Origin of the sequence: Labrenzia sp. C1B70, from assembly GCF_000475395.1 — a bacterium.
Lineage (GTDB): Bacteria > Pseudomonadota > Alphaproteobacteria > Rhizobiales > Stappiaceae > Roseibium > Roseibium algicola.
Genome location: NZ_AXCE01000006.1, coordinates 156,094 through 181,684, shown reverse-complemented (window position 1 = coordinate 181,684; position 25,591 = coordinate 156,094). Strand labels below are relative to the sequence as shown.

The window sequence follows — 25,591 nt, the reverse complement described above, 5'->3', positions numbered from 1 at the left end:
GAGTGGCGCACATTATCCACTTGATCCGGCTCGGGCAATTCCCTGAAGGGGCTTAAATCGGTCCTTCATGGCGCAAGTGGGGCAATCCGGCACGGAATGCCGGATTTCTAACGTAATTTCAAGCTCCGCGACCGCTATCAGGCCACCGGAACGCCGATCAACAAGGCGTGCAGCTTCCACGCGAACAGTCCGTAGAGGACCAAGCCCAACAGAATCACGACAAAATCGGAGTATTTTCCGGGCTTGGCCGTTGCCAGTGCACCTATCTGCCCTGCGCCGGGCCCGCGGCGCTTGACCGAAATCCGGTCTGCCACTGCCCAGGAGAGAAAACCGCCAAACAAAAGCACCGAAGCCAGATCGCCATTTGCCAGAAGGTGAGCCAATGCCCACAGTTTTACGGCTACCAGCATCGGATGTTTCAGGACTGTCTTGATCCGCGACGGCACATAGGCAGCGACAAGGAAAATGAAAACAGGAACCATGAACAGCATGGTGACGTGGCGCAGCCAGAACGGCGGATCGTACAGCACCGGCGGGCCTTCAAAACGGGCCACGCCATAACCGTAAACGATCAGCCCCAGACCGACGAACGACAAGAGCGTATACAGCCCCTTGTACGGTGTTTCGCCGAGCCTTGAGACCAGCCCATTGCGCGTTGCCGGAAACATCGGCAACGTGTGAATTCCCAAAAACAGCACAAGGCCGGCGATCAACAAGGCCATTCCCGCTCTCCCTCTTTTGCCCGCAAGCGGCCGGGTGCCCTCAGACCCGGACATCCCTTGCGGCGAAGATAGGTGGCTGGCGGTGCACCTGCAACCAGCTTCAGACGAGCAATTTGACTGCCTCAGCGGCAGCAAGCGCCTGTGGACGGCTGGCCTGGTGTTCGATTTCGATGAACGTTCCCGTTTCGGCAGATTTCAAAATCGACACCATGACGTCGACCGCATGCAGTGCCCGTTCGAGCGAACAGCGGAACTCGGTGTCGTCTCCACTCAGGATCGACTGGGCCATGTCTGCCAGACCGGCAGCGCGGTAGTTCGCACGCGGCAGGCCGTTGTCATCGACATTCGCCAAACCGAACGGGTGCATCGCATCGTCTAATGCTTTTGTCGTTCCATCTTCGGTGACCAGGCTTACGTCTCCGCCGAAATAGTTCGGGTCGGCCAGAAAAAGTGTTCCCCGGGTGCCGTAAAGCTCCATAGGCTGGTGCCTGTGTGCCCAGACGTCCCAGCTCGCTGTCAGCGTTACTTTTGCACCGGACCGGAACTCGAGAATCGCATGGATCGTGGTTGGGGTGGAGACGTCGATCTTTTCACCATTTCGAGTGCCGCTCCCGATCGTCCGGGTCTTGAACGGCATGGCTGACATGGCGCACACACGCTTTACCGGGCCGATCAGATTGAGCAACGCGGCAATATAATAAGGTCCGAGGTCGAGAACCGGCCCCCCTCCCGGCTTGAAGAAGAAGTCCGGGTTGGGATGCCAATGCTCCATACCGTGGCTCATGACATGGCACGTGCCGCCAACGATTTCTCCGATCAGTCCTTCGTCAACTGCCTTGCGGGCAATCTGATGTGCCCCGCCCAGAAACGTATCCGGTGCACACCCGACCCTCAGATGTTTTTTGCGTGCAAAATCGGCAAGCGCCTGCCCGTCCCGGATCGACAGAGCCAGAGGTTTTTCCGAGTAGACATGCTTCCCGTGCGCCAGGATTTCATGGGAAACGAGATAATGGGCATCGGGAACAGTCAGATTGACGATCAGATCGACATCATCCGCCAGAAGCAGGTCGTGCACGGTGAGTGCACGCACGCCGTATTCGGATGCGCGCTCTTCCGCAGCATGACGGTTCAGATCCGCACAGGCCTTGATTTCAAGGCCATTGAACTTTGGCGCCAGATCAAAATAGGTCTTTGAGATGGTGCCGCATCCGATGATGCCGATGCCCAGTTTGTCTGCCATGAACCTCTCCGCGGATTCGATGCAGACATCCTAGAACAAAGACACTGTCTCGGAAATCAAATGGATGCCGGGAAACACCGCCAGGGTTACATCGGCATGGTGCACTGCCGGCAGGTACCGCGCAGTTCGATGGTCGTCCGGGACAACTGGAAGCCTTCGCTCTGCGTCCATTCCCTCAGGAGAGAAATGGCCTTGTCCGGCGTAAACTCGCTGACAACACCACATTTTTCACAGATGGCGAAGGCAGCCGTGCCATGACCGGAGCAGCCCTTGTGGGAACAGGCCACAAAGGCATTGAGGCTTTCCAGCCGGTGGACCATTCCGTATTCCACCAGCTTGTCGAGAGCCCGGTAGACCTGCAACGGCGCACGGAAACCGCTGTCGCGCAACAGATCGAGAATCGCATAGGCCGTCAAAGGTCCACCCGCGTCCGACAACGAGCCGAACACCAGGGCCTGGTTCTTGGTCAGTTCGGGATGTGTCTCAACGCTCACGGACGATCTCCTTTCGTGCTCGATCTCACCCTTCTCACGATTTGCACACCCGGGACAAGACTGACGACAAACAGCGCCATCGCCGCAACAACGATGGAGGGGCCGGACGGGGTATCGTAGGCCAGCGAACTATAGAGCCCGCCGACGACGGCGGCAGCTCCAGTCAGGGCTGCAATCACCGCCATCTGTTCCGGCGACGCCGACAGACGCCGGGCGGCAGCGGCGGGAATGATCAGCAGCGCTGTGATCAGCAGCGCGCCGATGATCTTCAGAGAAATGGCAATAACGATTGCCGTCAGCAGCATGAAGATCAGCTCGGTCCGCTCAGGCTTCAGCCCCTCGCCCGCGGCAAGGTCCGGACTGACCGTTGCTGCGAACAGGCGGCGCCAGATGACCACGAGGACACCGAGCACGATCGCACCGCCAGCGTAGATCATGGCGATGTCCATGGGTGTGACGGCCAGGATATCGCCGAAGAGCAGCCCCAGCAGATCGACCCGGACCCATGTCATGAAGGCCAGACAGACCAATCCCAGGGCGAGCGCGGAATGGGACAGCAAGCCAAGCAACGCATCGGAAGACAGCGTGTCGCTGCGCCTCAGTGCCATCAGCACGATCGCCAGAAGGATGGAAACAACCCCGACGGCCAACGTGGTGTTGACATTGAGGAGCAGCGACAGGGCAACACCCAGCAAGGCTGCATGGGACAGCGTATCGCCGAAATAGGCCATGCGACGCCAGACGATGAAACAGCCAAGCGGTCCTGCAACAAGTGCCACACCTATGCCGGCAATAAGTGCACGGGTGAAGAAATCATCCAGCATTTCGAATGCCGCCTTCTTTCTCCGCAGCCGCATCGGCAGGTGCGTGATGATGCTCGCCGGAACAGGAGGAACACAGCGAACCGTCCGCGTGGCGCACCTTTCCATCCGGCAGATGCACGTGGTCATGGTGATGTTCATAGACGGCAATCGCCGCATTGCGCCGGTTGCCAAACAGCGCATGATACCGGTCGTCACGGCTGACGTCAGAGGGGGTTCCGCGGCAGCAAACGTGACCATTGAGGCAAATCACCTGATCTGCTGCCGCCATCACGACATGAAGATCGTGAGAGATCATCAGGATGCCGCAGCCAAGCGTGTTGCGGATTTCGGAAATGAGGTCGTAGATCGCGATCTCACCGGCATAATCCACGCCTTGCACCGGTTCGTCCAACACCAGCAGCCCGGGATTGCGGGCAATCGCGCGCGCCAGCATGACACGCTGCATTTCACCGCCGGAGAGCGTGCGCATCTGAGAAGTCATCAGCCTTTCAGCGCCGGTGCGCGCCAGCGCAGCGCGGCATTCGGCATCGGACAGGGGGTTCGTCAGCCGCATGAACCTGGCGACCGTCAGCGGCAACGTCCAGTCGATGGCGAGCTTCTGCGGCACGTAGCCAATTTTCAGGCCGAGCTTGCGTTCGGCACGGCCTTCGCTCGGGCTCAGGATCCCAAGCGCCATCTTGGCCGTTGTCGACTTGCCGGACCCATTGGGCCCGATAAGCGTCACGATTTCACCCGGAGAAACCGATAGATCTACGCCGCGCACCAGCCATTCACCGCCCTTGCGGATGCCCGCGCGGTCAAGCTGAACAAGCCTGGTATCCGAATTTGTCATAGTCCTGAAAGCCTGCTGCGCTCTTTGGGAACCAACGCCCTGGCGTTACGTTATTACGTATGTAGCGTTCAAGCCACTTGCTTGCAACTTGTCCCGGTGCTGGTTAACACTCAAAGCAACACCGGTGCGCCCGCAAGCGCCCGAATGTGCCAGCAGAACAGGAAGCAAAGCATGATTTTCCCTTGTATTTTGTCCGGTGGTGTCGGTTCGCGGCTGTGGCCGCTGTCACGCACCGACCGGCCAAAACAGTTTTTGCCACTGTTTGGCGGGGAAAGTCTGTTCCAGAAGACCTGCAAGCGCGTCAATCGGCCGGACTTTGCCGCTCCGATCGTGATCGGCAGCAATGCTCACCGGTTTCTGATCGGCGAGCAGCTCAACGAACTGGGGCTCGAAGCCCAGTCCATCCTGCTTGAGCCTGTCGGCCGAAATACAGCGCCCCCTGCCCTGATGGCAGCGTTGATTGCCGCTGAAACCGACCCGAACGCCCTGATCCTGCTGTTGCCATCCGACCATCTGATCCGGAAGGAAGATCTTTTCCTGACTGCCGTCCATCAGGCGGAGACAGCTGCTCGCGCCGGCAAGATCGTGACCTTCGGCATCGAACCCAGCGAAGCCAATACCGGATACGGATACATCAAGGTTGCAAGTGGCAGCGAGCCTGTGCGGCCTGTGGAAGCCTTTGTCGAGAAGCCTGACCAGGACCGTGCCGATGCCTTCCTGAAAGACGGCAGCTATGTCTGGAATGCCGGCATCTTTCTTTATGCCGCCAGTACGATGATTGATGCTTTCAAGAAGCACCAGCCGGAGCTTTACGAGAACATTGTCGCCGTCATGAAGACACGGCATGGGGATCTGGATTTTACGCGACTGAACCAGGAAGCCTTCGAAGCACTGGACAACATTTCCATCGACTACGCCATCATGGAAAAGGCGGACAACGTCGTCTGCGCGCCCGTTGCACCGGAATGGGACGACCTGGGTTCCTGGTCGGCGATCTGGACGGTCCTGGACAAGGATGCCCAGGGCAATTCCGGATTGGGCGATGCCCGCTTTCTCGATAGCAACAACTGCCTGGCCTATGCTGAACGCGGGCTCGTATCCGTTATCGGCCTTGAGGATGTCATGGTGATCGCCACGACCGACAGCGTTCTTGTTGCCCACAAGGACAAGGCGCAGGACGTCAAGACCGTTGTGGAGCAACTGAAGGCGGAAGGCAGGCATGAGGTGGACCGGCATCCGAGGTCCTACCGTCCTTGGGGCTATACCGAACGCATCAACGCCGGCGAGCGTTTTTCCGTTCAGTCGATGATGATCAAGCCGGGCAAGAGGCTCAGCCTGCAAAGCCACCTTCACCGGACGGAGCACTGGGTGGTGGTATCCGGTACGCTCGAGATCACGATCAACGGCGAAACGCGCCTGCTCAGCGAAAACCAGTCCGCATATGTGCCGCTTGGAGCGCAGCACACGTTGCATAACCCGGGCAAGATTCCGGTGCGGATGATTGAGGTGCAGTCCGGAACCTACTTGCAGGAAGACGATATCCGGCGCCATCCGGAAACATCACAAAAACTCTGACGAGATCGATTTCTCTGTGATGCGTTCTTGCCCTGCCAGATGATTTCCGGCAAGACTTCACCTCAATTCGCGACCATGCCCCAGAGGCCAACGCCACGCGACGGAGAGGAAAACGCTCATGCATCATGTCTTCATTTGCGATTATGTCCGCACCCCCATCGGACGCTATGGCGGCATGCTGTCCTCTGTCCGCGCTGACGATCTAGGTGCGATTCCCATCAGCGCCCTCATGGAGCGCAATCCGGACACTGACTGGGCCGAGGTAGATGACGTCTTTTATGGCTGTGCCAACCAGGCCGGTGAAGACAACCGAAACGTCGCACGCATGTCGGCACTGTTGGCGGGCCTGCCGGAGACAGTTCCCGGTCTGACACTCAACCGGCTTTGTGGTTCGGGAATGGACGCCGTTATGACTGCGGCCAGGGCGATCAAGGCCGGCGAAATCGATCTGGCCATCGCTGGCGGCGTTGAAAGCATGTCCCGTGCACCTTTTGTCATGCCAAAGGCAGACACCGCCTTTTCCCGCTCGGCTGAAATCTTCGACACGACAATCGGCTGGCGCTTCGTCAATCCGCTTCTCAAACGCCAATATGGTATCGATTCCATGCCGGAAACGGCGGAAAACGTTGCCGAACAATTCCAGATCTCGCGACAGGACCAGGATGCCTTCGCGCTGCGCAGCCAGCAACGAGCCGCCGCCGCTCAGCAATCCGGTCGATTCGCCGAAGAAATCGTTCCCGTCATGATCCCGCAGCGCAAGGGCGACCCTATTCTGGTCGACAAGGACGAACACCCCAGGAACACAACGCTGGAGGCTCTTTCGGCGCTCAAGACGCCGTTCCGTGAAAATGGTTCGGTGACCGCTGGCAATGCGTCCGGTGTCAACGACGGTGCTGCGGCTTTGCTGATCGCGTCGGAAGCTGCGGTGGCCAAGCACAATCTCACGCCGATCGCCCGCGTCGTCGGCGGAGCCACCGCCGGCGTTCCGCCGCGGATCATGGGCATTGGCCCCGCGCCGGCGACACGCAAGCTCTGCGCGCGCCTCGGAATCGCGCTGCCGGAGTTCGACGTGATCGAACTCAACGAAGCTTTCGCCGCACAGGGCATTGCAGTCATGCGAGACCTTGGCCTGCCCGAAGACAGTGAAATCCTCAATCCGAACGGCGGTGCGATTGCACTCGGTCATCCGTTGGGGATGTCTGGCGCCAGAATCACGGGAACAGCAGCCCTGGAACTGAAAAAACGGGATGGAAACCTGGCGCTTGCCACCATGTGCATCGGTGTCGGCCAGGGTATAGCGCTGGCTCTGGCATCAGCGTGAGGCGTTTCTGATCAGATCGACAGTTTGGCGTACCGGTCTTCACCTGTGCGCCAATACCGGCTCGGGCCAGTCCCCACCGGCACCGGCCGGTCTTGTGCGGCAGGTGTTGCTGTCTGAGGAAAAGGCCCTGACTGCACCCTCTTTTCCATCGTGTCGCTGACTTCGCCCAGTTCATCCGACAGCCTTTCGAAGAGCAGGCTGGGCATGCGCAGCGTCGCGACATAGTAGGAAATCGCCTCATCTGCCGCTTTTTCCAGGTCCAGTTGACCGATCTCGCGCAGGGTATTTTCCGCCATCACATGAAGTTCGACCGCGTCTTCGACCAGTGGCTGCGCAACCTCTACCGCCTGGTCGGAATGGCTAGCAACCCAAAAGGCGGCTGACGCTGAAAGGCTAACAAAAACAAAAACGTGCAAGTTTCTTAAAAGAAATCGCATTGCAACCCCAATGAATAATTAACAAAACGTTAAACTACCATTGGTCGTACAGGGCGCGTGGAAGATCTGCAACCTGTCCTTGCAGTTCTCCCTTTTTTTCGAACGCCATGGTTAACAGCGGTCTGCGTTGTTCGGAGACGTACCCTTCTTCGCTTCCCGATCCTGGAACGGACCACTGCGGACGTACTGACAGTCCTTCAGCTACATGACCTGGCCGCCCTTCCCGGCACCGGAAACGGGGCACTGTCAGATTTGCCTGTAGGTATTTGCAGGTACGTAAAATTTTACATGCGGTATTACCGGGACTTTAGATCCTGCGACTGTATAAGCGCGGCATCAAAACGGAGGACGTCATGATCGAAAGGACCGGTGAGATGAGGCTCTCATCCCTGGGATTGCTGCTACTTTTAGCAGCTGCGGCCATGACCTTGTTTGCTGATTTGGGGCCACAGCCCTCGACTTCCGCCAAGGCCAAGTCAGTTTACCAGCAACTCGCTCATTGACCGTTTACGCAAGGTGCCGAACTGACCGAGAAGGTTCACCGGCGCAGATCGTGCCCGCGATTTGCTCTGGCTGGAACCGGCACTGGTTTCATTTGCCCGGTGAAAGATATCGGCAGTCTGCGCCTTGCGGCCCCACCTCCGCCTTTTCCGCTTCGGCCGGTTTCACCCAACAGCATGATGGCTGAACCCATGACCACGGACCCGAGCGTGATGAACAAGCCGAATGCCAGCATGATGACCGGCAGTACCGGGTCCTCTGCCGACATGACAAGCACTCTCAGATTACCGATATTGCCGAGGAAAATGCCGCCGAGCACAAGGCCGGCAATTACGGTTCCCGCCAAGCCGTTGACTGCAAGCAGACGAAACAAGGGATCTCTCGGAAGCTTCAAGCGAACCGGCCCCTTCATCGACAATGCCATGGCGCGCACTCCTCGCTCTGCGATTGCTGTTGCGATGCATGATCAGCCTAGCGCCGATCGATACCTGCCAACAACCTGTCAAATAGACCGATTAAGATCATTTTGAAGATCAGCTCATAGTTTGTTCATCTTCGACGCAAGATTTGTGCAGCGCACTCTTGATTACAAATGCGTGAGCATATATTTGTTCGATATATCGAACCAACATATGACACTTCTTACGATGCCTATAGCGTCATCCGGATCGCAACCGGGCTCGTATGAAGGCCGTCATGCCGGGAGGACGCTCCCAGGCACGGAGTTGTCAATGAGTGTACGCAGTCTCTGCCTCGCAATCCTTTCTTTCGGGGATGCCACCGGATACGAAATCCGGAAGGAGTCGACCGAAGGCCGGTTCAGCTATTTCGATGATGCGAGCTTCGGCTCGATCTATCCGGCGCTGGCGCGTCTGGAATCGGAAGGGCTTGTAACCGTGCGCGAGGAGCCGCAGGCAGGCAAACCTGCCCGCAAGGTCTATTCCATCACCGATGCCGGCCGGGAAGACTTCATCCAGTCCCTGTGCGATCCACAGGCGCCGGACACTTTCAAATCACCCTTTCTGCTGATCGCCCTCAACGCCGCGCAACTGCCTCCCGAGGTCATCCGCCGCGCGGTCGAACGGCGCAAGGCGCAGGTGCACGCTGAGTTGCGCCTGCTGACAGACAACGAAAAAGACCAGGAATGTTCGCACCCCGGGTCCAACTGGACCCGTGAATACGGCATAGCCTGCATGAATTTCACCCTCGCCTATCTGGAAGAACACGGCGAGGCACTGATCAGGATTGCTGAAGAAGCGGCACAGCCGGTTGCGGCAGCCGCGGAGTAAGCGCAAGACGTTTCGGAGCTTTAGACAATGCGAGTGAAGTTTTCCTACCTCCTGGCGACCGGCATCGCGGCCGGCATCGGTTTCTGGATGTATAGCGGCACGATGGTGATCGGTGGTGTCGGCGACAGCGAACATGCCACCCCACCCCCGGCGCTCAGGGTCAGCCAGGCGTCCACGGAGACCTTCCGCGTTCAGGTGGAACGTCTTGTGGCGCAAGACCGTCGAGCCGTTCTGGAAGTGCGCGGGCGCACCGAAGCCGAAGCCACGGTGGCTGTCAGATCCAAGACAACCGATGACGTGGTGGAGCGCCCGGCGCAGGAAGGTGCGCATGTCGCCGCCGGCGATGTGCTTTGTGTTCTCGACAAGGGATCGCGGCAGTCACGCATTCTGGAAGCCAAGGCTGCCCTGGCTCAGGCGCAACTGGACCATGAGGCAGCAACTCAGTTGAACAGCAAGGGCTTTACCGCTCAAACCCGTGTGGCTGCCCTGCAGGCCCAGCTCGATGCTGCAAAAGCACGCCTGATAGAGGCCGAGCAGGAGCTGGAACACACTGTTATCCGCTCGCCGATTGCTGGTGTCATCCAGAGCCCCATGGCTGAAATCGGCGCACAGCTTGAACAAGGCGGCATCTGCGCGACGGTGGTTGATGCGGATCCGATGATTGCCATCGGCGAAGTGTCGGAACTGAATATCTCCGAGATCTCGCTGGACATGCCGGCAACGGTCACGCTCGTGACGGGTGAATCGCTCAACGGCAAGGTGCGTTACATCTCGCCGACGGCAAATCCGGACACGAAAACCTTCCGTATCGAGATCGAGCTTCCCAATCCCGACGGCAAGGCCAGGGACGGCGTGACGGCAGTCACCAAGCTGGAGCTGGCTGCGGAGAAGGCACACAAGATTTCACCGGCTATCCTGACGTTGAACGACGCCGGCCAGGTCGGCATTCGTGCAGTCGATGAAAACAACAAGACTGTCTTCTACCCCGTCAAGGTGCTGGGTGGAGAACAGGACGGAATGTGGATCGGCGGTCTTCCCGACGAAGTCGTCGCCATCACCGTGGGGCAGGAATACGTCTCGGATGGAGAACTCGTGCAACCGGTCTTTGAGACGGCAGAGGTGAGTCAATGATAGACATGCTTGAAGGCGTCCTTCGGCGCCCCAAGACGGTATTCGTGATGATGCTGGCGCTGATCGTTGCCGGTGTTGCCACCTATATCTCGATCCCGAAAGAAGCCAGCCCGGACATCGATCTGCCGATCTTCTACATTTCGATCACCCAGCAAGGCATTTCTCCGGAGGATTCCGAGCGCCTGCTCGTGCGGCCGATGGAAACGGAATTGCGCGGCCTTGACGGGTTGAAGGAAATCACCGCGATCGCGTCGGAAAGTCATGCCGGCATCGTGCTGGAGTTCGACATCTCGTTCAACAAGGACGAGGCGCTGGCGGACGTGCGCGACAAGGTCGACCAGGCCAAGAGCAAGCTGCCGGACGAGGCTGAAGAGCCGACGATCACGGAAATGAACTTCGCACTTGCGCCGACCATGATCATCGCCTTGTCGGGCAACGTGCCGGAGCGCACGCTCTACAAGCACGCCCGGCGTCTGAAGGACGAGATCGAGGCTATCGACACCGTCCGGTCGGCGGATCTGACCGGGCACCGCGAAGAGCTGCTGGAAGTCCTGATCGACACCCAGAAACTGGAATCCTACTCGATCACCCAGCAGGAGCTCCTGAACTCGCTGCAGCTCAACAACCAGCTTGTTCCTGCGGGCTTTATCGACGGCGGCAAGGGTCGCTTCAACGTTAAGGTGCCTGGTCTCGTAGAGACCGCAGAGGATGTCTACACGCTGCCGCTGAAACAGAGCGGTGAAGGTGTCGTGACCCTTGCAGATGTCGCCGAGATCCGGCGCACCTTCAAGGATCCCAACGCCTACACACGCGTCAACGGCAACCGGGCAATTGCTCTTCAGGTCGTCAAGCGTATCGGCACCAACATCATCGAGAACAACGCGGCAGTCCGTGAAGTTGTCGAACATGCCTCCAGGGACTGGCCGGAAACCGTTCGTGTCGACATGATGCTCGACCAGTCCAACAACATCTTCGAAGTGCTCGGCTCGCTGCAATCGTCGATCCTGACGGCGATCTTCCTGGTGATGATCCTGGTCCTGGCGGCGCTTGGCATGCGCTCCGCACTGCTCGTGGGTCTGGCGATCCCGACCTCCTTCATGGTCGGCTTCCTGATCCTTGGCGGCGTCGGCTACACGGTCAACAACATGGTCATGTTCGGCCTCGTTCTGACCGTTGGCCTGCTGGTCGACGGTGCCATCGTGATGACCGAATATGCCGACCGCAAGATCCAGGAAGGCATGGAAGACCGCGAGGCCTATATCCGCGCTGCGAAGCTGATGTTCTGGCCGATCGTCTCCTCGACGGCCACCACGCTGGTAGCGTTCCTGCCCATGCTGCTGTGGCCGGGTGTTGCCGGCGAGTTCATGAGCTACCTGCCGATCATGGTGATCATCGTCCTGACCGCCTCGCTGTTCACCGCCATGGTGTTCCTGCCGGTGACAGGGGGCATCCTGGCCCAGGTCTCGCATTTCCTGAACAGGTATGCCGCTGGACTTCTGGCACTGACATTTGGCGTTCTGGCCGCCGTCATAGTCGGATTCGGCCCGTTCGTACCGATGGCTCTCGAAGGCGTCGTGCCAGCGGTGGCTGCAACCGGCGTCGCCATCCTGTGCGGCCTGGTGGCCCTCGTCCTTGTCGGCTTTGTTTCCTACAAGCTGCTGCGTCCGTTTGTGCGCTGGTCTCAGGCACGAGCTGCCAAGAGAGCCGAAAAGGAACGTGCGGAAGCTGCCGCCCTTTCCGGCTCCGAAGCTTTCGATGTCAAGAAAGTAAGCGGGTTCACCGGCATCTATGTTCGCATCCTGAAGATGTTTGCAGGCAACCCGATCGGCAACATCGCCGCCATCGTGCTGCTGATCGGCAGTTGCTTTGCGATCGTCGGCGCGTTCATGGCGAACCCGACCGGTGTTCAGTTTTTCATCGATGAAGAACCGGAACAGGCGGTGGTTCTTGTTTCCGGCCGTGGCAACATGTCTGCCTCGGAAGCGCGCGATCTCGTTGTGCAGGTTGAAGACAGGATCATGTCCATTCCGGGCGTCGACAATGTCATCACCAACGCGTTCACACCCGGCGGTTCGTCCGGCGGCCCCTCCGTCGGCGACGTCCAGGACAAGCCTGCCGACGTGATGGGCGAGATCAATATCGAGCTTGCAGACTTCTGCTGCCGCCGGGTGGCGAAGGAGATCTTCGCCGACATCCGTAACGCGACCAGTGACATCCCCGGCATCAAGGTGGAGACCCGCAAGATCGAAGGCGGACCGCCAACGGGCAAGGACGTTCAGCTGGAGATCAAGTCCACCGACTACAACGACATGGTTGCTGCTGTCGCCCGCATTCGCGAGCACATCAACGGCATGGACACACTGATGAACCAGGAGGACGACCGTCCCCTGCCCGGCATCGAATGGCAGATCTCCATCGATCGGGAACAGGCCGGCCGCTACCAGGCAAGCATCGCTTCCGTTGGCAACATGGTCCAGCTGGTCACCAACGGTGTTCTGATCGGTACCTATCGTCCCGGAGACAGCGAGGACGAGGTGGACATTCGCGTGCGCCTGCCGGAGAACGAGCGGACCATCGACCGGTTCGACCAGCTGCGGCTGCAGACCTCGCTTGGACTGGTGCCGCTGGCAAACTTCGTCAGCCGCGAACCGGCCCAGAAGGTGTCGGAAATCGTGCGTCGTGACGGGCTCTATTCCATGTTCGTGAAGGCGGCGGTCAATCCGGAAAGCGGTTCCACGCCGACAGAACAGGTTGCAGCTCTTCAGAAGTGGCTGGATACGCAGGAATGGCCTGCCAACGTGTTTCTGAAATTCCGCGGCGCGGATGAGGACCAGCAGGAGTCTGGCGAGTTCCTGATGAAGGCGATGGTAGCATCGCTGTTCCTGATGTTCCTGATCCTGCTGACCCAGTTCAACTCGTTCTACCAGACGATCCTGACGCTCTCGACGGTGGTTCTGTCAGTGTTCGGGGTGCTGCTCGGAATGCTCGTCACCAATCAGCCGTTCTCGATCATCATGACCGGGACCGGGGTGGTGGCGCTTGCCGGGATTGTGGTCAACAATGCCATCGTTCTGATCGATACCTACAACAGGTTCCTTCATGACGGCCTTCCCCCGCTGGACGCGATCCTGAAAACATCCGCTCAGCGTATCCGGCCGATCCTGCTGACCACCATCACGACCATCGCCGGCCTGGTGCCCATGGCCACCATGATCAACTTCGATTTCTTCAATCAGGTGATCACCTATGGCGGCATCACGGCGGTCTGGTGGGTGCAGCTGGCAACGGCGGTCATATCTGGCCTTGCTTTCTCCACCTTGCTGACGCTGCTGATGATCCCGGTCATGATTGCGCTGCCGAGTGTATGGTCAAGCACCTTCTGGAAGGTGGTGTCCACCGTACGGCGCAAGCCAGGCACTGCCACCGAAGAGGTAACTCCGGAACCTGTGGCTCTTGGCGATCAGCCCGAACAGCGCCCGGCTGCAAAGGTGGTATCCATGCCGAAGCCGTCGCAACCGAAAATCCCCCCGCAGGAGGAACTGCCGCACGCGGCAGAGTGATCCTAAGCACCTCCAAGCAGAAAGGCCGCCGGTTTCCGGCGACCTTTTTGTTTGCAACATGCAGCGTGTCTTCACCCGAATTCCAACCACTGCCCCTTGAATTGCGGCCCATCAATCAATATAGTTGCAATATACAACTACATAGGCTTTTGCATGTCCCAGCATTCCCCCTCCCTCGTCAACGATATCCGTGCAGCGTCCCGCCAACTGGTTCGGGAATTCGGCTTTCTGGACAAGACCATCGCCGGTACGGATCTGTCCGGTTCAGGTGTCCATGCAATGATGGAAATCGGTTTGAACCCCGGCATTACGGCCAAGGAAATCTCGACGAGACTGAAGCTCGAGAAATCGACCATCAGCCGTTTGCTGAAGTCACTCGAGGCCCGCGGGGAAATCACGCAAACCCGGTCTGACAGCGATGGCCGATCATTCGGACTGACTTTGACCGAAACCGGTAAGGCCACCTTTGCGAAGATCGACAACTTTGGCGACGCCCTGGCTCGAAGGGCGCTCAACCGGATCAACGGGGACAAGGCACAAGAGATTTGCGATGCCATGTCAGCCTATGCGGAAGCGCTCGCCATGCCGCAGGAAACACCGGCAGATTATCAGCCACAATTCACGGTCGCTGAAGGTTATCAAACCGGAATGATCGGCGACATTGCCGGAATGCATGCCCGCACTCACGGCCACATCGTCGGTATGGGGCCAACCTTTGAAAGTGTGGTCTCAAGCGCCATGGCCGAATTCATGCCGCGCATCGGCAAACCGATGAACAACAGCTGGAGCGTGCTCGAAAACGGAGCCGTTATCGGATCGATCACAATCGATGGCGAAGACCTTGGCAACAACATCGCACATTTGCGCTGGTTCATTCTGTCCGAACGCCTGCGAGGCAAAGGACTGGGAAAAGTGCTGCTCCAGAAAGCCCTGGAACACTCGGATGCGCTTGGGTTCGATGAAATCCACCTCTGGACGCTCAAGGGGCTTGAAGCCGCACGCGTGCTCTACGAAAGAAACGGGTTCACCCTTGCGGAGGAATATGTCGGCGACCAGTGGGGCAAGGCCGTCACGGAACAGAAATTCATAAGAATTCGCCCGAAATAAATTCGTAGCCCCGCAGGCCCCCTATCACCGGGCCATATCAGCCTTTCAGCCCAAAAGGAACGGTTCGGGTCTTCGCCAGAACCGTTCCTGTGTTGACTCATCCCTTGGAGATGGAGTTCCCGCCATCACAGAGCATGGCGGAACCGGTGACGAAAGAACTGGCGTCGGACAGCAGAAACGCAGCCGCTTTGGCGATCTCTTGGGGTTCGGCCATTCGCTTCAACGCGTGGAGGCCGGCGATATACTCACGGAATGCCGGGTCATCGCCCCCCATCTCGGTCTTCGTGCCACCAGGTAGAAGCGCATTGACCCGGATGTTTTCCGGTCCGTGTTCCACGGCCAGAACCTGTGTCAGGCCGACAAGCCCCGCCTTCGCAGCCGCATAGGCGGCCATGCCTGGAAAACCGATGGTATGGCCAACGAACGACGAGGTGAACACAATCGACCCGCCTCCCCGTTCGCGCATGGCCGGGATCTGGTATTTGGCCGCGAGAAAGGCGCTGTTGAGATTGGTGGCGACAACATGGTTCCAGGTTTCCATGCTCATGTCGGGCACCGGCCCCATCTCTCCTAGCGTACCTGCATTATTGAAGGCACCGTCGAGGCCTCCGAAGGCGTCGAGCGTCGCTTTCACGGAAGCTTCGGAAAATGTGGTATCGCAGACGTCGCCAACGAACAGTGCGATCCGGTTGGATGCATGGGGCAATGACGCCCGCAGCTCTTTCAGTCGGTCTTCCCGTCGGGCAGCCAGCATCAGGTTCGCACCGGTGTCAGCCAGAAGACGCGCGGCAGCCGCTCCGATGCCGCTGCTGGCACCGGTGATCAGAATTGTCTTTCCATCAAGCATGAGAAGGCTCCTCATTTGTCGAGGAGGCCTAATTGAACCAGAAAATCGCCTGCTGAAACCCGATTTGCGATCAGGTGTGCGTCAGCCGCCGTGGTCCTTGTCCCTGTCCGCGATATTGTCGAGATCGGTATCGCATTCGTCACCGTCGTCATCGAGGCCCAGCGAGGCGTCTGCGAGCACCAGCTTCCTGTGCGCACGCCAGGACAACGGAATGGTCAGCAGGTAAAGGACCGCTCCTCCCGCCAACATCCGGAAAGGATAGGAAACAGTCAGCGCCACCACCAGAACCGCAACCAGGAACAACGGCAATACGAAGTCGCGGCGCACCCTCGTGCCCAGCGTCTTGCCGGAAAAGGTCGGCAAACGGCTGATCAGCAGGAAGGCAACTCCGATCGTATAGGCTGCAACAAAAGCTGAATCTGCGAACCAGTGCGGAAACAGGCCGAGAAAATCGAGATAAAGCGGCAGGAGCACGGTCAGCGCTCCGGCAGGCGCAGGCACGCCCGTGAAGAAACGTGACGCCCAGGCAGGCTTGTTCGGATCGTCCAGGGCCACATTGAAACGCGCCAGACGAAGTGCGGCGGAAATCGCGAAGATAAGGCCTGCGATCCACCCCATGTTGCCTGCATCCTTGAGGATCCAGAGATAGAGCATCAAGGCCGGCGTGACGCCGAAATTGACAAAATCCGAGAGGGAATCCAGTTCCGCACCGAAACGCGACGTTCCCTTCATCATGCGGGCGACACGGCCATCGAGCCCGTCCAAGACGGCTGCCACGAGAACGGCACCGACCGCGAATTCCCAGCGGCCCTCGAAGGCCATGCGCACAGCCGTCAGACCGGAGCACAGCGCTAGCAACGTCACCATGTTCGGAATGATCAGGCGCAAGGGTACGCGCCTGAAACGCGGTGTTCTGCGGGTGTCGGCCGGTCCTTGATCGGGCGTCTCGTTCACGGTGGCCTCAGCTTACACGGGTCAGGGACTGAGCCGGGCTTTGCGGTGCCGACAGATCGGCCAGCACGGTCTCGCCGGCAATCATGGTCTGGCCGAGGGCGACCTTTGGCTGGGTTCCGACCGGAAAATAGACATCGAGACGCGACCCGAAACGGATCAGACCAAAGCGCTCGCCGGCAGAGAGATTTTCACCTTCACGAACGAAGCAGACAATGCGGCGGGCAACAAGACCGGCGATCTGCACGACACCGATCCGGCCATTGCCGGTATCGATGACCAGTCCGTTGCGCTCGTTGTCTTCACTGGCCTTGTCCAGTTCCGCGTTCAGAAACTTGCCGGCACGGTAGGCGACGCGCTCAATGCGCCCGCCGACAGGTGCCCGGTTCACATGGCAGTTGAACACGTTCATGAAGATGGAGACCCGCATCAGCGGTTCAGAGCCGAGTTCCAGCTCAGCAGGCGGGCGTGCCAGGCCAACTAGGCTGACGACACCATCTGCCGGAGAAATCACCAGCCCTTCGCCGACAGGCGTCACACGCTTGGGATCGCGGAAGAAATAACAGACCCACCCCGTGAGGAAGAGGCCGATCCAGAACAGCGGATCGATGAACCAGCCGATAACGAGCGTCGCCACCAGAGCAATCGCGATGAAGGGCCAGCCTTCACGATGGATCGGCACCATGGCCTTGGAGACGGAATCGACTATCGACATCTTCTTTTCTTCGCTTTCCATTGCTGCCCGGCGGCAGGCGTATTCCCGGCCCGGGACTGAACGCACCCGTTGCGCTTTAGCTTCTGCCCCGCTTCTAGTGGCTTTTCAAGGCAAAGAGAACCTGCTTTTCATGAAAATCACACGGTTTACGACCCGCTTGAGCCTGTGGAAGCCGTCCGATAGTCGCTCTCCCAGTAGGGCGGTCGACCGTACTTTGAAATCAGGAAATCGACAAAGGCTGTCACCTTGGGCGGAACGAACTGACTTGGCGGATAAACGGCCCAGATCGCCCCGGTGCGGGCAATCGTATAGTCTTCCATGACGGCGACCAGACGCCCGTCGCGAAGGTCTTCCCAGACATGCGCCAGTGACTTCAGGCTGAGGCCAAGGCCGTGAAGCGCGGCGTCGTAAGTCAGGTCGCCGCTATCGCCCTTGATGACCGGCTTCTGGATTTCGAAGGCGACCTCCCCTTCCGGCCCGTTGAAATACCAGAACGGCATGGAGGCCATGGCGATGCAGTCGTGGTTGGCAAGGTCTTCCGGTGTATGGGGTACGCCCTTGCGAGCAAGGTAGGCCGGTGATGCACACAGGGCCCTTGGATTGCCGCCCAGCTTGCGGGCCAGCAGAGAGGAATCGGTCAGTGGCGCTCCCCTCACCGCCATGTCATAGCCTTCCTCGATCACGTCCACGATCCTGTCGGAAAAGTCCATTTCCAGCCTGATATCCGGGTAGAGTTCGCGGAACTCCACCAGATACGGCAGAATGTGCTTTCTTCCGAAGAATGTGTTGCAGGAAAACCGAAGCGAGCCGCGCGGCGCTTCTGTGGAGGCTTCCAGGATCGAGCGGGCCTGTTCGATCTCACCAACTGCAGTGCGCGCGTGTTGCAGCAAAACACGGCCGGCTTCCGTCAACATCGTGCGTCTGGTGGTGCGGGCAAAAAGCTGGGATCCGAAGGACTTCTCAAGTCCGGTCAACCGCGTGCTGGCAGCTGAAGGCGACAAGCCGATTTCCCGGCCGGCTGCAGCCATGCTGCCCAGTTCCGCAATGCGGACAAAAAACTGCAGGTCTTCCAGTCTCATTATACCATTCTTTCGAAGAATTAATTCTACACTAGCCTCATTCTTCGAAGGAACGCAATATGAGACAAATGCTCATCCCAAGCGATGGAGAGCACCATGACACATACAGGAGACGACTACGAAGTCCGCGCCCGCGCTGCCCGCCACCAGGAACTGCGCCGCCTTGCCAAGGCACTCTCAAGACTGTTGTTCAAAAGGGGTGCAGCTGCCCAAAACAACAATCTGCCGACAACAGGCCATGTGGCCTGCGACAATGACCAGGCACCGCACACAATTCGTGCGGCCTGACCTCCGGCAAGTTTCTGACTTCTTGTCATGCAGGAAGATCGGTGGTGGAGATCCGGGATCAGTGAGCCCAGATCTCTCATGCAAGGGTCAGCATCCTTCCGGGAACAGGAGCATCCCCGCTTCGGGCCACAGCCTGGCCATGCCGTATGACCAGGCATAGCTGTTGCCAGACCTATTTCGCCGGTACGTAATCAGCCCTTTGACCACGTGTGACGATACCAAGATCGTCGTTTTCCCGCGCTGCCCGCAACCGTTCTTCGGCTTCGTCCGCCTCGCGCTGACGAGCCCACATGGATGCATAAAGACCGTTTTCCTTGGCCAGCAGCTCCTGATGGGTGCCGCGCTCGGCAATCTCGCCACCTTCCAGAACGATGATCTGGTCCGCATTGACCACGGTCGACAGGCGGTGAGCAATCACCAGCGTCGTCCGATCCTGCGAAACCTCATCCAGCGCCGACTGGATCTCGCGTTCGGTATGTGTATCAAGCGCCGATGTCGCCTCATCGAGGATGAGGATCGGCGGAGATTTCAGGATGGTGCGGGCAATCGCAACACGCTGCTTTTCACCGCCCGACAGTTTCAATCCGCGCTCGCCGACTTCCGCGTCATAGCCCTGAGGTAGCCTTTCGATGAAGTCATGGATCTGCGCCATGCGCGCGGCCTCCCGCACTTCCTCGTCGCTGGCGTCCGGGCGGCCATAGCGGATGTTGTAGGCAATGGTATCGTTGAAGAGCACCGTATCCTGCGGAACCATGCCGATGGCCTGACGCACGCTTTCCTGCGTCACGTTTCGGACATCCTGGCCATCGATCTCGACTGAACCGTCGGTGACGTCGTAAAACCGGAACAGGAGACGGGAGATCGTCGATTTGCCCGCACCGGAGGGACCGACGATGGCGACGGTCTTGCCTGCTGGAACCTCAAAGTCGATCCCCTTGAGGATCGGCCGGTCGGGATCGTAGTGAAAGCGAACGTTCTTGAACGCAATCTTTCCCTCAACAGCCTTCAACGGGCTGGCGTCGGGCTTGTCCTCGATTTCGGCGGGAACCATCAGCAGGTCGAACATGGATTCGATATCCGCAAGACCCTGACGGATTTCACGGTAGAGGAAGCCAATGAAGTTGAGCGGAATGGAAATCTGCATCAGCAGCGCGTTGATCAGGACAAAGTCGCCGATGTTCTGCTCGCCCGCCAGTACGGCCTGCGCAGACAGCCCCATGCAGGCGGCCATGCCAATGCCCAGGATGACCGCCTGACCGAAGTTGAGCCACGAAAGGGACGTCCAGGTTTTCGTCGCGGCGCTCTCATATTTCGCCATGGAGACATCGAAGCGCGCAGCTTCCATGTTTTCGTTGCCGAAATACTTGACCGTTTCGAAGTTGAGCAGACTGTCGATGGCCTTGGAGTTGGCATCCGTGTCGCTGTCGTTCATCTCGCGGCGAATGCCGATCCGCCAGTTCGAGGTCTTGATGGTGAACCAGACGTAGGCGACGATCATCACCGCGACGATCACAACATAAAGGAAACCGAACTGGTACCAGATCACGGCTGCCATGATGGCAAATTCCAGAACCGTCGGAATGCCGTTCAAGATGGTGAAGCGGACAATCGCTTCTATGCCCTTCACCCCGCGCTCAATCACACGGCTGAGCCCACCCGTCCGCCGGGCAAGGTGGAAACGCAGGGAAAGCTGGTGCAGGTGGCGGAATGTCAGGATTGCGAGCTGGCGTACGGCATGCTGGCCGACCCGGGCAAACAGCGCATCACGCAGCTGGTTGAAAGCCACTGCCAATACGCGGGCTGCATTATAGGCAAGCACCAGCATGACCGGAGCTACCAGGAAAGCAGGCAGGTTGGAGCCTTCACCCGTCAGAGCATCCGTCGCCCAGGCGAAAAAATACGGCGACAAGACCGTCACGATCTTGGCAATGATCAGTGCGAAAATGGCCAGAAGCACGCGCTGCTTGAGATCCGGCCGATTAGACGGCCAGATGTAGGGCCACAGGTTGGCCAGCGTCGTGAAGGTGCTGCCTTCGTCTGCGTTGACAGGCTTGCGGATGTGCGCTTGAGCGGAATGGCTGCCGGCAGCCGCAGCCGAAGGCTTTTGCGGCGGGGTCGCTGTCTGATCGGTCACACAAAATCTCCAGGCCGCGGAAGGCGGCCACTTGGGTTAGTCTGAAGCGGAAACCACTTGCGCACCGGCTGACTGTCCTGCCTGGTCCGGCTGCGCCGCGTTCAGGCGCTCCCAGAAGTCCTTGGTCCGGCACTCCGCCAGACTGAGCACTTGCCAATTGAGCGCGTAGTGGCAATTCCTGCCCCGCGTGTCACAGCACAAGAGCCCGGCGTCCTTCAAAACCTGCAAATGCTGAGACACGGTCGACTGAGCCAACGGCAGGTGACTGACGATCTCACCGCAGCAGGCGCCCTGACGGCTTGCGAGCTGCTTGATGATTGCCAACCGGGCCGGATGTCCAAGTGCACGGAAGATAGCCGCGAGCTCCTCGCAACTTGCCAGACCTTCCTTGGAGGTCATGCAATTTCCACCGGCCGGCAGATCCGTCCCGCTCATGGGGCGGTTTCCTCATTCACGATTGTTTGTTTCATCGTTGATATGCGATGAATCATCAAAAAAACAAGGGGCTGATGTAAAAAGGCAGAGGATCATTCCGATCCCCTGCCTTCATTTTTGACATTCGACCAAGGCGTAACTGACAGAGATAAGCAGCGACAACAGCCGAGAATTTTATAAACGCCCATGGCCGTTTTCAGACGTGCCGAAAACGCCCGACGTGCCGACAGAGGCCGGCGTCACCTCAGCCGTTGTTTTCGTCTGGTTTCGGCCAGCTCAGATCGCCTTCTGGTGTCAGGAACACTTGCCCCGGGTAAATCAGGTCAGGATTGCGGATCTGTTGCTGGTTGGCCTTGTAGATCGTCGTATAGCGAACGCCCTCTCCATAAAGACGCCGGGAGATCCGCCACAGGTTATCCCCCTTGCGGATGATCACGACGGGAAGAGACTTTTTCACTTCCGCGCCCTGGCCATCGGCTCCAGCACCCTCACCGCTTGCGACCACCTTGGTCAGCACAATCTGCTTGTCCTGTTCCTTTTCAAAGGTAACGGCTGCACGGGCGTCGACCGAGCTGCCATCCTCACCGATCAAATCGGCGCGAACCTCGACATTTCCTTCAGAAATATTCTTTCCGCCTTCAATCAGCCACTTCCCGCCCGAACCGACCTTAGCCTCGCCCTGAAACTCGTCGCCGACGTAGACACGAACCGATGACCCAGGTTCGCCGGTACCGGCAACAAAGACCTTGTCCTTTTCGGATTCCACGGCTTCCACGGTCACCGTCGGCGCATCCGGTGCTGCTGCAGGAACATCAGCCGGTTCATTCTGGCCGGCTTGCGCAACGTCTGCGCCACTGTCCTGTGTCGCTACAGCTGCCGGCGCTGCCCCTGATGACGTGGAAGCAACTTCGGTTTCTGCTGAAGCCGCCTGTCCCGATGCCTCAGCCGTTGAAACGGCGGCCCCGTTGCCGGCCGTTTCCGGCTCCGTGGTGCCTGTTCCAGATGAAGTGGTGTCGGCAGACGCAACAGCGGTCTGCTCAGAGGTACCGGCGGGCTGGTCGCTCGTCTCCCGGGAGGCCGTCTGCTGGCTTGCAGAAGTCCCTGCGGCAGGTTCCGCAGAAGCAGTTTCAGTTGCGGACGTCGACCCGGAGGCCTCCGCGGCGGTGCCTTCTGCAGAATCCGTTGTCGCAGCTGTTTGCGAACCTTCGCCAGTCGAAGTGATGGAAGCCACCTGCTGCTCGGCCTCAGGCTTTTGCAAGACGTCCGACGGACCGTCAGGCGTGTTCAGAACCACAAGAGGCTGTTCCTTGCCGCCTTCCGGCAGAGAAACGGCAAGCCGTTCTTCGGACGTGGCAATCGCTTTGCCGGTATCGTCATGAACTTCCAGACCAACGTCATAGTCGCCCGGCTTCAACGGCTCATCCAGAATGATGGTCCATTCACCGACCTCATTGGCAATGCTCTTGCCTACAACCTTGCCGTTGGCAGTCAAGGCAACGATAGCGCCTGCGACAGACCGGCCCGCAACGACCGTTTCACCGGTCGGCTCAACGCCGACAACGTCAAAACTTGGGCCTGCGCTTGCCGTTTCCGCGGCAGGAGCCTCATCTGACGCATCAGCCTTATCTGTTTCCGCCGATTGCGTCTTTGTGCCTTTATCAGAGCCTGCAGCCTGTTCGGTCGTGGCAGTGTCGCCGGAGACCGATGGCGTTGCGGCAACTTCGGGACCGCTCTGGAAAGGCAGACGCCCCGTATCGCGATAGATGTAGCCCGTCACGAGAGCGGCCAGGCCAACAGGCACGGCTACGATCAAAGTCCAGATGAGTGTCTTGTTATTCATTGTGTGTCCTGCCGGGAAAGCAGCCAGGCGATGCGGCGCTTTCCAAATCCGTTCCCCTGTTTGCGCCCTTTCGGGTGCTGCCTGTCTCAGCCGAACTCCTGACCTTGATGGCCATGTTTCCTTTGCCGTCGGCTCTTCTTCAGATCGTCGTTCATGCATAGCCGTCTTTTCCAGGCGCGGCAAGAAAACCCGGTTCAGAACCAAGGCCTTTCAAACAGAATGCTTGACCTTGTGGCAATCTGAATGCCACATCTTTGCGTCATGAATACGGTTTCTCAAAATCAGCTTACAAGCGTCTGTGTTTACTGCGGGTCCAGCTTCGGTTCGGACCCTGCACACGAGGCATCCGCCACCCGTCTGGGCCAGCTAATTGCCGAGGCTGGCCTTCGACTTGTCTATGGCGGCGGCTCTGTCGGTCTGATGGGAACCGTGGCCAATGCCGCCCTCGAAGCCGGCGGCAAGGTGACGGGAATCATTCCGCGTTTCCTGGAAAAACGCGAGGTGATGCTGGACACCCTCGAAGACCTGATCGTCACGCAGGACATGCACGAGCGCAAACACCTGATGTTTGAGAAAGCCGACGCCTTCATCGCGTTGCCCGGCGGTATCGGCACCCTGGAAGAAGCCGTCGAAATGATGACCTGGGCTCAACTCGGACAACACCGCAAGCCGGTGGCACTGGCCAACCTCAACGGCTTCTGGTCGCCTTTGCTGGAACTTCTGGATCATATGCGGGCACAGGGATACATCCGTCCGGACACTGAAGTTCCTTATCTTGTTGCCCGATCCGTGGACGATATCCTGCCCATGCTGCGCCGCGCGATCAACGGTGAGCCCCTGCCGGCACAAGAAGCATGCGCCTCGGTAACAGATCTCTAAAACTCTACTGTGTATAGAGGTTGGGAATACGTTCCCATGACTGTGAATATTGGAACCAATTCGATTTGCAGTCTGAGGACTTGAATAGTACCGTCGCACGAAACGCAGGAAGAACGGGCCACTAAATGCAAACTACCCTTCTTGTTGAAGATGCGGCGTTTTTCGAGAAGGCAATCGTCAAGAAACTGCATGAGGTCGGCCGTCACCAGATCATGGTGGCACGTAGCTACGAAGAGGCAGAGAACTGCCTCAATCTGCCTATCGGTGAACCTGACCTTGCTCTTGTCGACCTGACCCTTCCAGACGCCCCCGACGGCGAAATCGTCGATCTTTGCGAGAAGTGGAATATTCCCACGATCGTCTTCACCAGCCGCTTCGACCCGAAAACCCGAAGCAAGTTCCTGGAAAAAGGCGTTATTGACTACGTCCTGAAGGATTCTCCCGGCAGCCTGAACTATGTTGCGGACCTGATCCGGAAACTGGCCCAGAACCCCAAGATCGGCATTCTCATTCTGGACGATTCCGCGGTGGAGCGGGACGTGATCTCCAAGATCGTCGGCAAGCACCTTTACAAGATCTATCAGGCCAGCTCTACGGACGAAGCCCTCCAGACCCTGAAGGATTACAAGGACATCAAACTTGTCCTGGCGGACTATTTCATGCCCGACAAGGACGGCTTTGCCTTTCTGAAAGCCGTCCGCAGAGTACATGACCCGGAGAAAGTCGGTGTCATCGGCATGTCGTCCTATGCCAATCCGGACAACCGGGTGCGGTTCCTGAAATACGGTGCAGCGGATTTCGTCGACAAGAACTGTCCTCCGGAAGAGCTGCTGCTGCGCGTGTCGCAGAACCTCGATTACATCTACCGGATCGAGGAACTCAACAACATGGCGATGCGGGACTCCCTCACGGGTCTCTACAACCGCCGCTACCTTCTGGAACAGGCCACCAAGGCAATCGCGACCTGGCCGGTATCCGAAGGACGTGCGCATTGGCTCGCGCTCCTCGACCTGGACTCCTTCAAGGCAATCAACGATTCACTCGGCCACGATTTCGGCGATGCGGTTCTGATCAGTTTTGCCCGCCACATGATGAAGCTCGCAAAGGAAGACGATATCGTCTCGCGGCTCGGCGGCGACGAATTCTGCATCGTGTTCCGGGACAAGGAAGAAGCTGACGTTGTCGATGGACTGCAGAACCTTCTGGACAACGTTCTGGCCTCGCCCGTGCGTCACGACGGCGAGGAACATCTGATGAAGACAAGCGTCGGCGTCGCCCCGCTCGAAAGCGGCAGGTTTGGCGATGCCCTGAAGACCGCCGACCACAGGCTTTATGCCGCCAAACGCAGCGGCCGCGGCCAGCTGGTTTCTTCGGACTGACCGCATCTTCC

At 58.7% G+C, this 25,591-nt stretch carries 23 protein-coding genes; 9 read left to right on the top strand and 14 right to left on the bottom strand.

The genetic code is table 11. The annotated features are described in order from the left end of the window. Nucleotides 1-137: 137 nt before the first annotated feature. From Q666_RS42590 to Q666_RS42570, 5 genes are all read right to left on the bottom strand, one after another. Entirely contained in the window at nucleotides 138-722 is a 585-nt protein-coding gene (locus tag Q666_RS42590) for an NnrU family protein (protein WP_023003949.1), read from the bottom strand. A 100-nt stretch (nucleotides 723-822) separates the two neighbouring features. Then, entirely contained in the window at nucleotides 823-1,962 is a 1,140-nt protein-coding gene (locus tag Q666_RS42585) for a Gfo/Idh/MocA family oxidoreductase (protein WP_023003948.1), read from the bottom strand. 86 nt (nucleotides 1,963-2,048) lie between these two features. Next, on the bottom strand, nucleotides 2,049-2,456 hold the full coding sequence (locus tag Q666_RS42580) for a Fur family transcriptional regulator (protein WP_023003947.1): 408 nt from the start codon (nucleotides 2,454-2,456) through the stop codon (nucleotides 2,049-2,051). Then, nucleotides 2,453-3,280 (bottom strand): zinc ABC transporter permease subunit ZnuB, encoded by an 828-nt coding sequence (gene znuB, locus Q666_RS42575; RefSeq protein ID WP_023003946.1) that lies wholly within the window; start codon nucleotides 3,278-3,280, stop codon nucleotides 2,453-2,455. Before znuB ends, Q666_RS42580 begins: the two co-directional genes overlap by 4 nt. Further along, the gene (locus Q666_RS42570; RefSeq protein ID WP_023003945.1) at nucleotides 3,270-4,112 is read right to left on the bottom strand and encodes a metal ABC transporter ATP-binding protein; all 843 of its coding nucleotides are present in this window, start codon (nucleotides 4,110-4,112) and stop codon (nucleotides 3,270-3,272) included. The genes znuB and Q666_RS42570 overlap by 11 nt, the downstream gene beginning before the upstream one ends. Before the next feature lie 171 nt (nucleotides 4,113-4,283). On the opposite strand from Q666_RS42570, the gene Q666_RS42565 reads away from it, so the two are divergent. Both Q666_RS42565 and pcaF read left to right on the top strand, forming a co-directional pair. Further along, entirely contained in the window at nucleotides 4,284-5,687 is a 1,404-nt protein-coding gene (locus Q666_RS42565) for a mannose-1-phosphate guanylyltransferase/mannose-6-phosphate isomerase (RefSeq protein WP_031270722.1), read from the top strand. Nucleotides 5,688-5,805: 118 nt separating this feature from the next. Continuing rightward, the gene (gene pcaF, locus Q666_RS42560; protein WP_023003943.1) at nucleotides 5,806-7,008 is read left to right on the top strand and encodes a 3-oxoadipyl-CoA thiolase; all 1,203 of its coding nucleotides are present in this window, start codon (nucleotides 5,806-5,808) and stop codon (nucleotides 7,006-7,008) included. An 11-nt stretch (nucleotides 7,009-7,019) separates the two neighbouring features. Here the strand turns inward: pcaF and Q666_RS42555 are convergent, their stop codons facing one another. Together Q666_RS42555 and Q666_RS42550 are read right to left on the bottom strand one after the other, a co-directional pair. Further along, nucleotides 7,020-7,304: a hypothetical protein gene (locus Q666_RS42555; RefSeq protein WP_139314037.1), complete on the bottom strand. Its 285-nt coding sequence runs from the start codon at nucleotides 7,302-7,304 to the stop codon at nucleotides 7,020-7,022. Nucleotides 7,305-7,983: 679 nt separating this feature from the next. Further along, nucleotides 7,984-8,370 (bottom strand): hypothetical protein, encoded by a 387-nt coding sequence (locus tag Q666_RS42550; protein WP_031270721.1) that lies wholly within the window; start codon nucleotides 8,368-8,370, stop codon nucleotides 7,984-7,986. A 307-nt stretch (nucleotides 8,371-8,677) separates the two neighbouring features. Here Q666_RS42550 and Q666_RS42545 point away from each other — a divergent pair, with 307 nt between their 5' ends. From Q666_RS42545 to Q666_RS42530, 4 genes are all read left to right on the top strand, one after another. Continuing rightward, nucleotides 8,678-9,235 (top strand): helix-turn-helix transcriptional regulator, encoded by a 558-nt coding sequence (locus Q666_RS42545; protein ID WP_023003940.1) that lies wholly within the window; start codon nucleotides 8,678-8,680, stop codon nucleotides 9,233-9,235. 27 nt (nucleotides 9,236-9,262) lie between these two features. Then, on the top strand, nucleotides 9,263-10,366 hold the full coding sequence (locus Q666_RS42540; RefSeq protein ID WP_023003939.1) for an efflux RND transporter periplasmic adaptor subunit: 1,104 nt from the start codon (nucleotides 9,263-9,265) through the stop codon (nucleotides 10,364-10,366). Then, nucleotides 10,363-13,926 carry an efflux RND transporter permease subunit gene (locus tag Q666_RS42535; protein ID WP_023003938.1) on the top strand — a complete coding sequence of 1,188 codons (3,564 nt, stop codon included), beginning with the start codon at nucleotides 10,363-10,365 and terminating at the stop codon, nucleotides 13,924-13,926. Before Q666_RS42540 ends, Q666_RS42535 begins: the two co-directional genes overlap by 4 nt. Nucleotides 13,927-14,079: 153 nt before the next feature. After that, on the top strand, nucleotides 14,080-15,033 hold the full coding sequence (locus tag Q666_RS42530) for a helix-turn-helix domain-containing GNAT family N-acetyltransferase (protein ID WP_023003937.1): 954 nt from the start codon (nucleotides 14,080-14,082) through the stop codon (nucleotides 15,031-15,033). Between the two features lie 97 nt (nucleotides 15,034-15,130). On the opposite strand, the gene Q666_RS42525 is transcribed toward Q666_RS42530, so the two are convergent. From Q666_RS42525 to Q666_RS42510, 4 genes are all read right to left on the bottom strand, one after another. After that, nucleotides 15,131-15,880, bottom strand: a complete 750-nt coding sequence (locus Q666_RS42525) for an SDR family oxidoreductase (protein ID WP_081713220.1) — start codon at nucleotides 15,878-15,880, stop codon at nucleotides 15,131-15,133. A gap of 81 nt (nucleotides 15,881-15,961) precedes the next feature. Then, nucleotides 15,962-16,747 (bottom strand): phosphatidylcholine/phosphatidylserine synthase, encoded by a 786-nt coding sequence (locus Q666_RS42520; protein ID WP_081713219.1) that lies wholly within the window; start codon nucleotides 16,745-16,747, stop codon nucleotides 15,962-15,964. Nucleotides 16,748-16,841: 94 nt separating this feature from the next. Further along, nucleotides 16,842-17,612 (bottom strand): phosphatidylserine decarboxylase, encoded by a 771-nt coding sequence (locus Q666_RS42515; protein ID WP_267479105.1) that lies wholly within the window; start codon nucleotides 17,610-17,612, stop codon nucleotides 16,842-16,844. A gap of 80 nt (nucleotides 17,613-17,692) precedes the next feature. Continuing rightward, entirely contained in the window at nucleotides 17,693-18,625 is a 933-nt protein-coding gene (locus Q666_RS42510) for a LysR family transcriptional regulator (RefSeq protein WP_023003933.1), read from the bottom strand. 96 nt (nucleotides 18,626-18,721) lie between these two features. Between Q666_RS42510 and Q666_RS42505 the strand changes: the two genes are divergently transcribed. Beyond that, nucleotides 18,722-18,913, top strand: coding sequence for a hypothetical protein (locus tag Q666_RS42505; protein ID WP_152533305.1), 192 nt, complete (start codon nucleotides 18,722-18,724; stop codon nucleotides 18,911-18,913). 172 nt (nucleotides 18,914-19,085) lie between these two features. Here the strand turns inward: Q666_RS42505 and Q666_RS42500 are convergent, their stop codons facing one another. From Q666_RS42500 to Q666_RS42490, 3 genes are all read right to left on the bottom strand, one after another. After that, complete coding sequence (locus Q666_RS42500; RefSeq protein WP_035907987.1) at nucleotides 19,086-20,972, bottom strand: ABC transporter ATP-binding protein/permease; 1,887 nt, start codon at nucleotides 20,970-20,972, stop codon at nucleotides 19,086-19,088. Between the two features lie 111 nt (nucleotides 20,973-21,083). Then, the gene (locus Q666_RS42495; protein ID WP_031270715.1) at nucleotides 21,084-21,482 is read right to left on the bottom strand and encodes a metalloregulator ArsR/SmtB family transcription factor; all 399 of its coding nucleotides are present in this window, start codon (nucleotides 21,480-21,482) and stop codon (nucleotides 21,084-21,086) included. 244 nt (nucleotides 21,483-21,726) lie between these two features. Then, nucleotides 21,727-23,322: a LysM peptidoglycan-binding domain-containing protein gene (locus tag Q666_RS42490; RefSeq protein WP_023003929.1), complete on the bottom strand. Its 1,596-nt coding sequence runs from the start codon at nucleotides 23,320-23,322 to the stop codon at nucleotides 21,727-21,729. A 261-nt stretch (nucleotides 23,323-23,583) separates the two neighbouring features. On the opposite strand from Q666_RS42490, the gene Q666_RS42485 reads away from it, so the two are divergent. Then, complete coding sequence (locus tag Q666_RS42485; protein WP_031270713.1) at nucleotides 23,584-24,201, top strand: TIGR00730 family Rossman fold protein; 618 nt, start codon at nucleotides 23,584-23,586, stop codon at nucleotides 24,199-24,201. 125 nt (nucleotides 24,202-24,326) lie between these two features. Then, the gene (locus Q666_RS42480; RefSeq protein ID WP_023003925.1) at nucleotides 24,327-25,580 is read left to right on the top strand and encodes a diguanylate cyclase; all 1,254 of its coding nucleotides are present in this window, start codon (nucleotides 24,327-24,329) and stop codon (nucleotides 25,578-25,580) included. Nucleotides 25,581-25,591 lie beyond the last annotated feature (11 nt).

Bases quoted from the DNA above. Each gene is read 5' to 3' on its own strand.
- Q666_RS42590 (WP_023003949.1), bottom strand. From the start codon at position 722: ATGGCCTTGTTGATCGCCGGCCTTGTGCTGTTTTTGGGAATTCACACG.
- Q666_RS42585 (WP_023003948.1), bottom strand. From the start codon at position 1,962: ATGGCAGACAAACTGGGCATCGGCATCATCGGATGCGGCACCATCTCA.
- znuB (WP_023003946.1), bottom strand. From the start codon at position 3,280: ATGCTGGATGATTTCTTCACCCGTGCACTTATTGCCGGCATAGGTGTG.
- Q666_RS42570 (WP_023003945.1), bottom strand. From the start codon at position 4,112: ATGACAAATTCGGATACCAGGCTTGTTCAGCTTGACCGCGCGGGCATC.
- Q666_RS42565 (WP_031270722.1), top strand. From the start codon at position 4,284: ATGATTTTCCCTTGTATTTTGTCCGGTGGTGTCGGTTCGCGGCTGTGG.
- pcaF (WP_023003943.1), top strand. From the start codon at position 5,806: ATGCATCATGTCTTCATTTGCGATTATGTCCGCACCCCCATCGGACGC.
- Q666_RS42555 (WP_139314037.1), bottom strand. From the start codon at position 7,304: ATGGCGGAAAATACCCTGCGCGAGATCGGTCAACTGGACCTGGAAAAA.
- Q666_RS42550 (WP_031270721.1), bottom strand. From the start codon at position 8,370: ATGGCATTGTCGATGAAGGGGCCGGTTCGCTTGAAGCTTCCGAGAGAT.
- Q666_RS42545 (WP_023003940.1), top strand. From the start codon at position 8,678: ATGAGTGTACGCAGTCTCTGCCTCGCAATCCTTTCTTTCGGGGATGCC.
- Q666_RS42540 (WP_023003939.1), top strand. From the start codon at position 9,263: ATGCGAGTGAAGTTTTCCTACCTCCTGGCGACCGGCATCGCGGCCGGC.
- Q666_RS42535 (WP_023003938.1), top strand. From the start codon at position 10,363: ATGATAGACATGCTTGAAGGCGTCCTTCGGCGCCCCAAGACGGTATTC.
- Q666_RS42530 (WP_023003937.1), top strand. From the start codon at position 14,080: ATGTCCCAGCATTCCCCCTCCCTCGTCAACGATATCCGTGCAGCGTCC.
- Q666_RS42525 (WP_081713220.1), bottom strand. From the start codon at position 15,880: ATGCTTGATGGAAAGACAATTCTGATCACCGGTGCCAGCAGCGGCATC.
- Q666_RS42520 (WP_081713219.1), bottom strand. From the start codon at position 16,747: ATGGTGACGTTGCTAGCGCTGTGCTCCGGTCTGACGGCTGTGCGCATG.
- Q666_RS42510 (WP_023003933.1), bottom strand. From the start codon at position 18,625: ATGAGACTGGAAGACCTGCAGTTTTTTGTCCGCATTGCGGAACTGGGC.
- Q666_RS42505 (WP_152533305.1), top strand. From the start codon at position 18,722: ATGACACATACAGGAGACGACTACGAAGTCCGCGCCCGCGCTGCCCGC.
- Q666_RS42495 (WP_031270715.1), bottom strand. From the start codon at position 21,482: ATGAGCGGGACGGATCTGCCGGCCGGTGGAAATTGCATGACCTCCAAG.
- Q666_RS42490 (WP_023003929.1), bottom strand. From the start codon at position 23,322: ATGAATAACAAGACACTCATCTGGACTTTGATCGTAGCCGTGCCTGTT.
- Q666_RS42485 (WP_031270713.1), top strand. From the start codon at position 23,584: ATGAATACGGTTTCTCAAAATCAGCTTACAAGCGTCTGTGTTTACTGC.
- Q666_RS42480 (WP_023003925.1), top strand. From the start codon at position 24,327: ATGCAAACTACCCTTCTTGTTGAAGATGCGGCGTTTTTCGAGAAGGCA.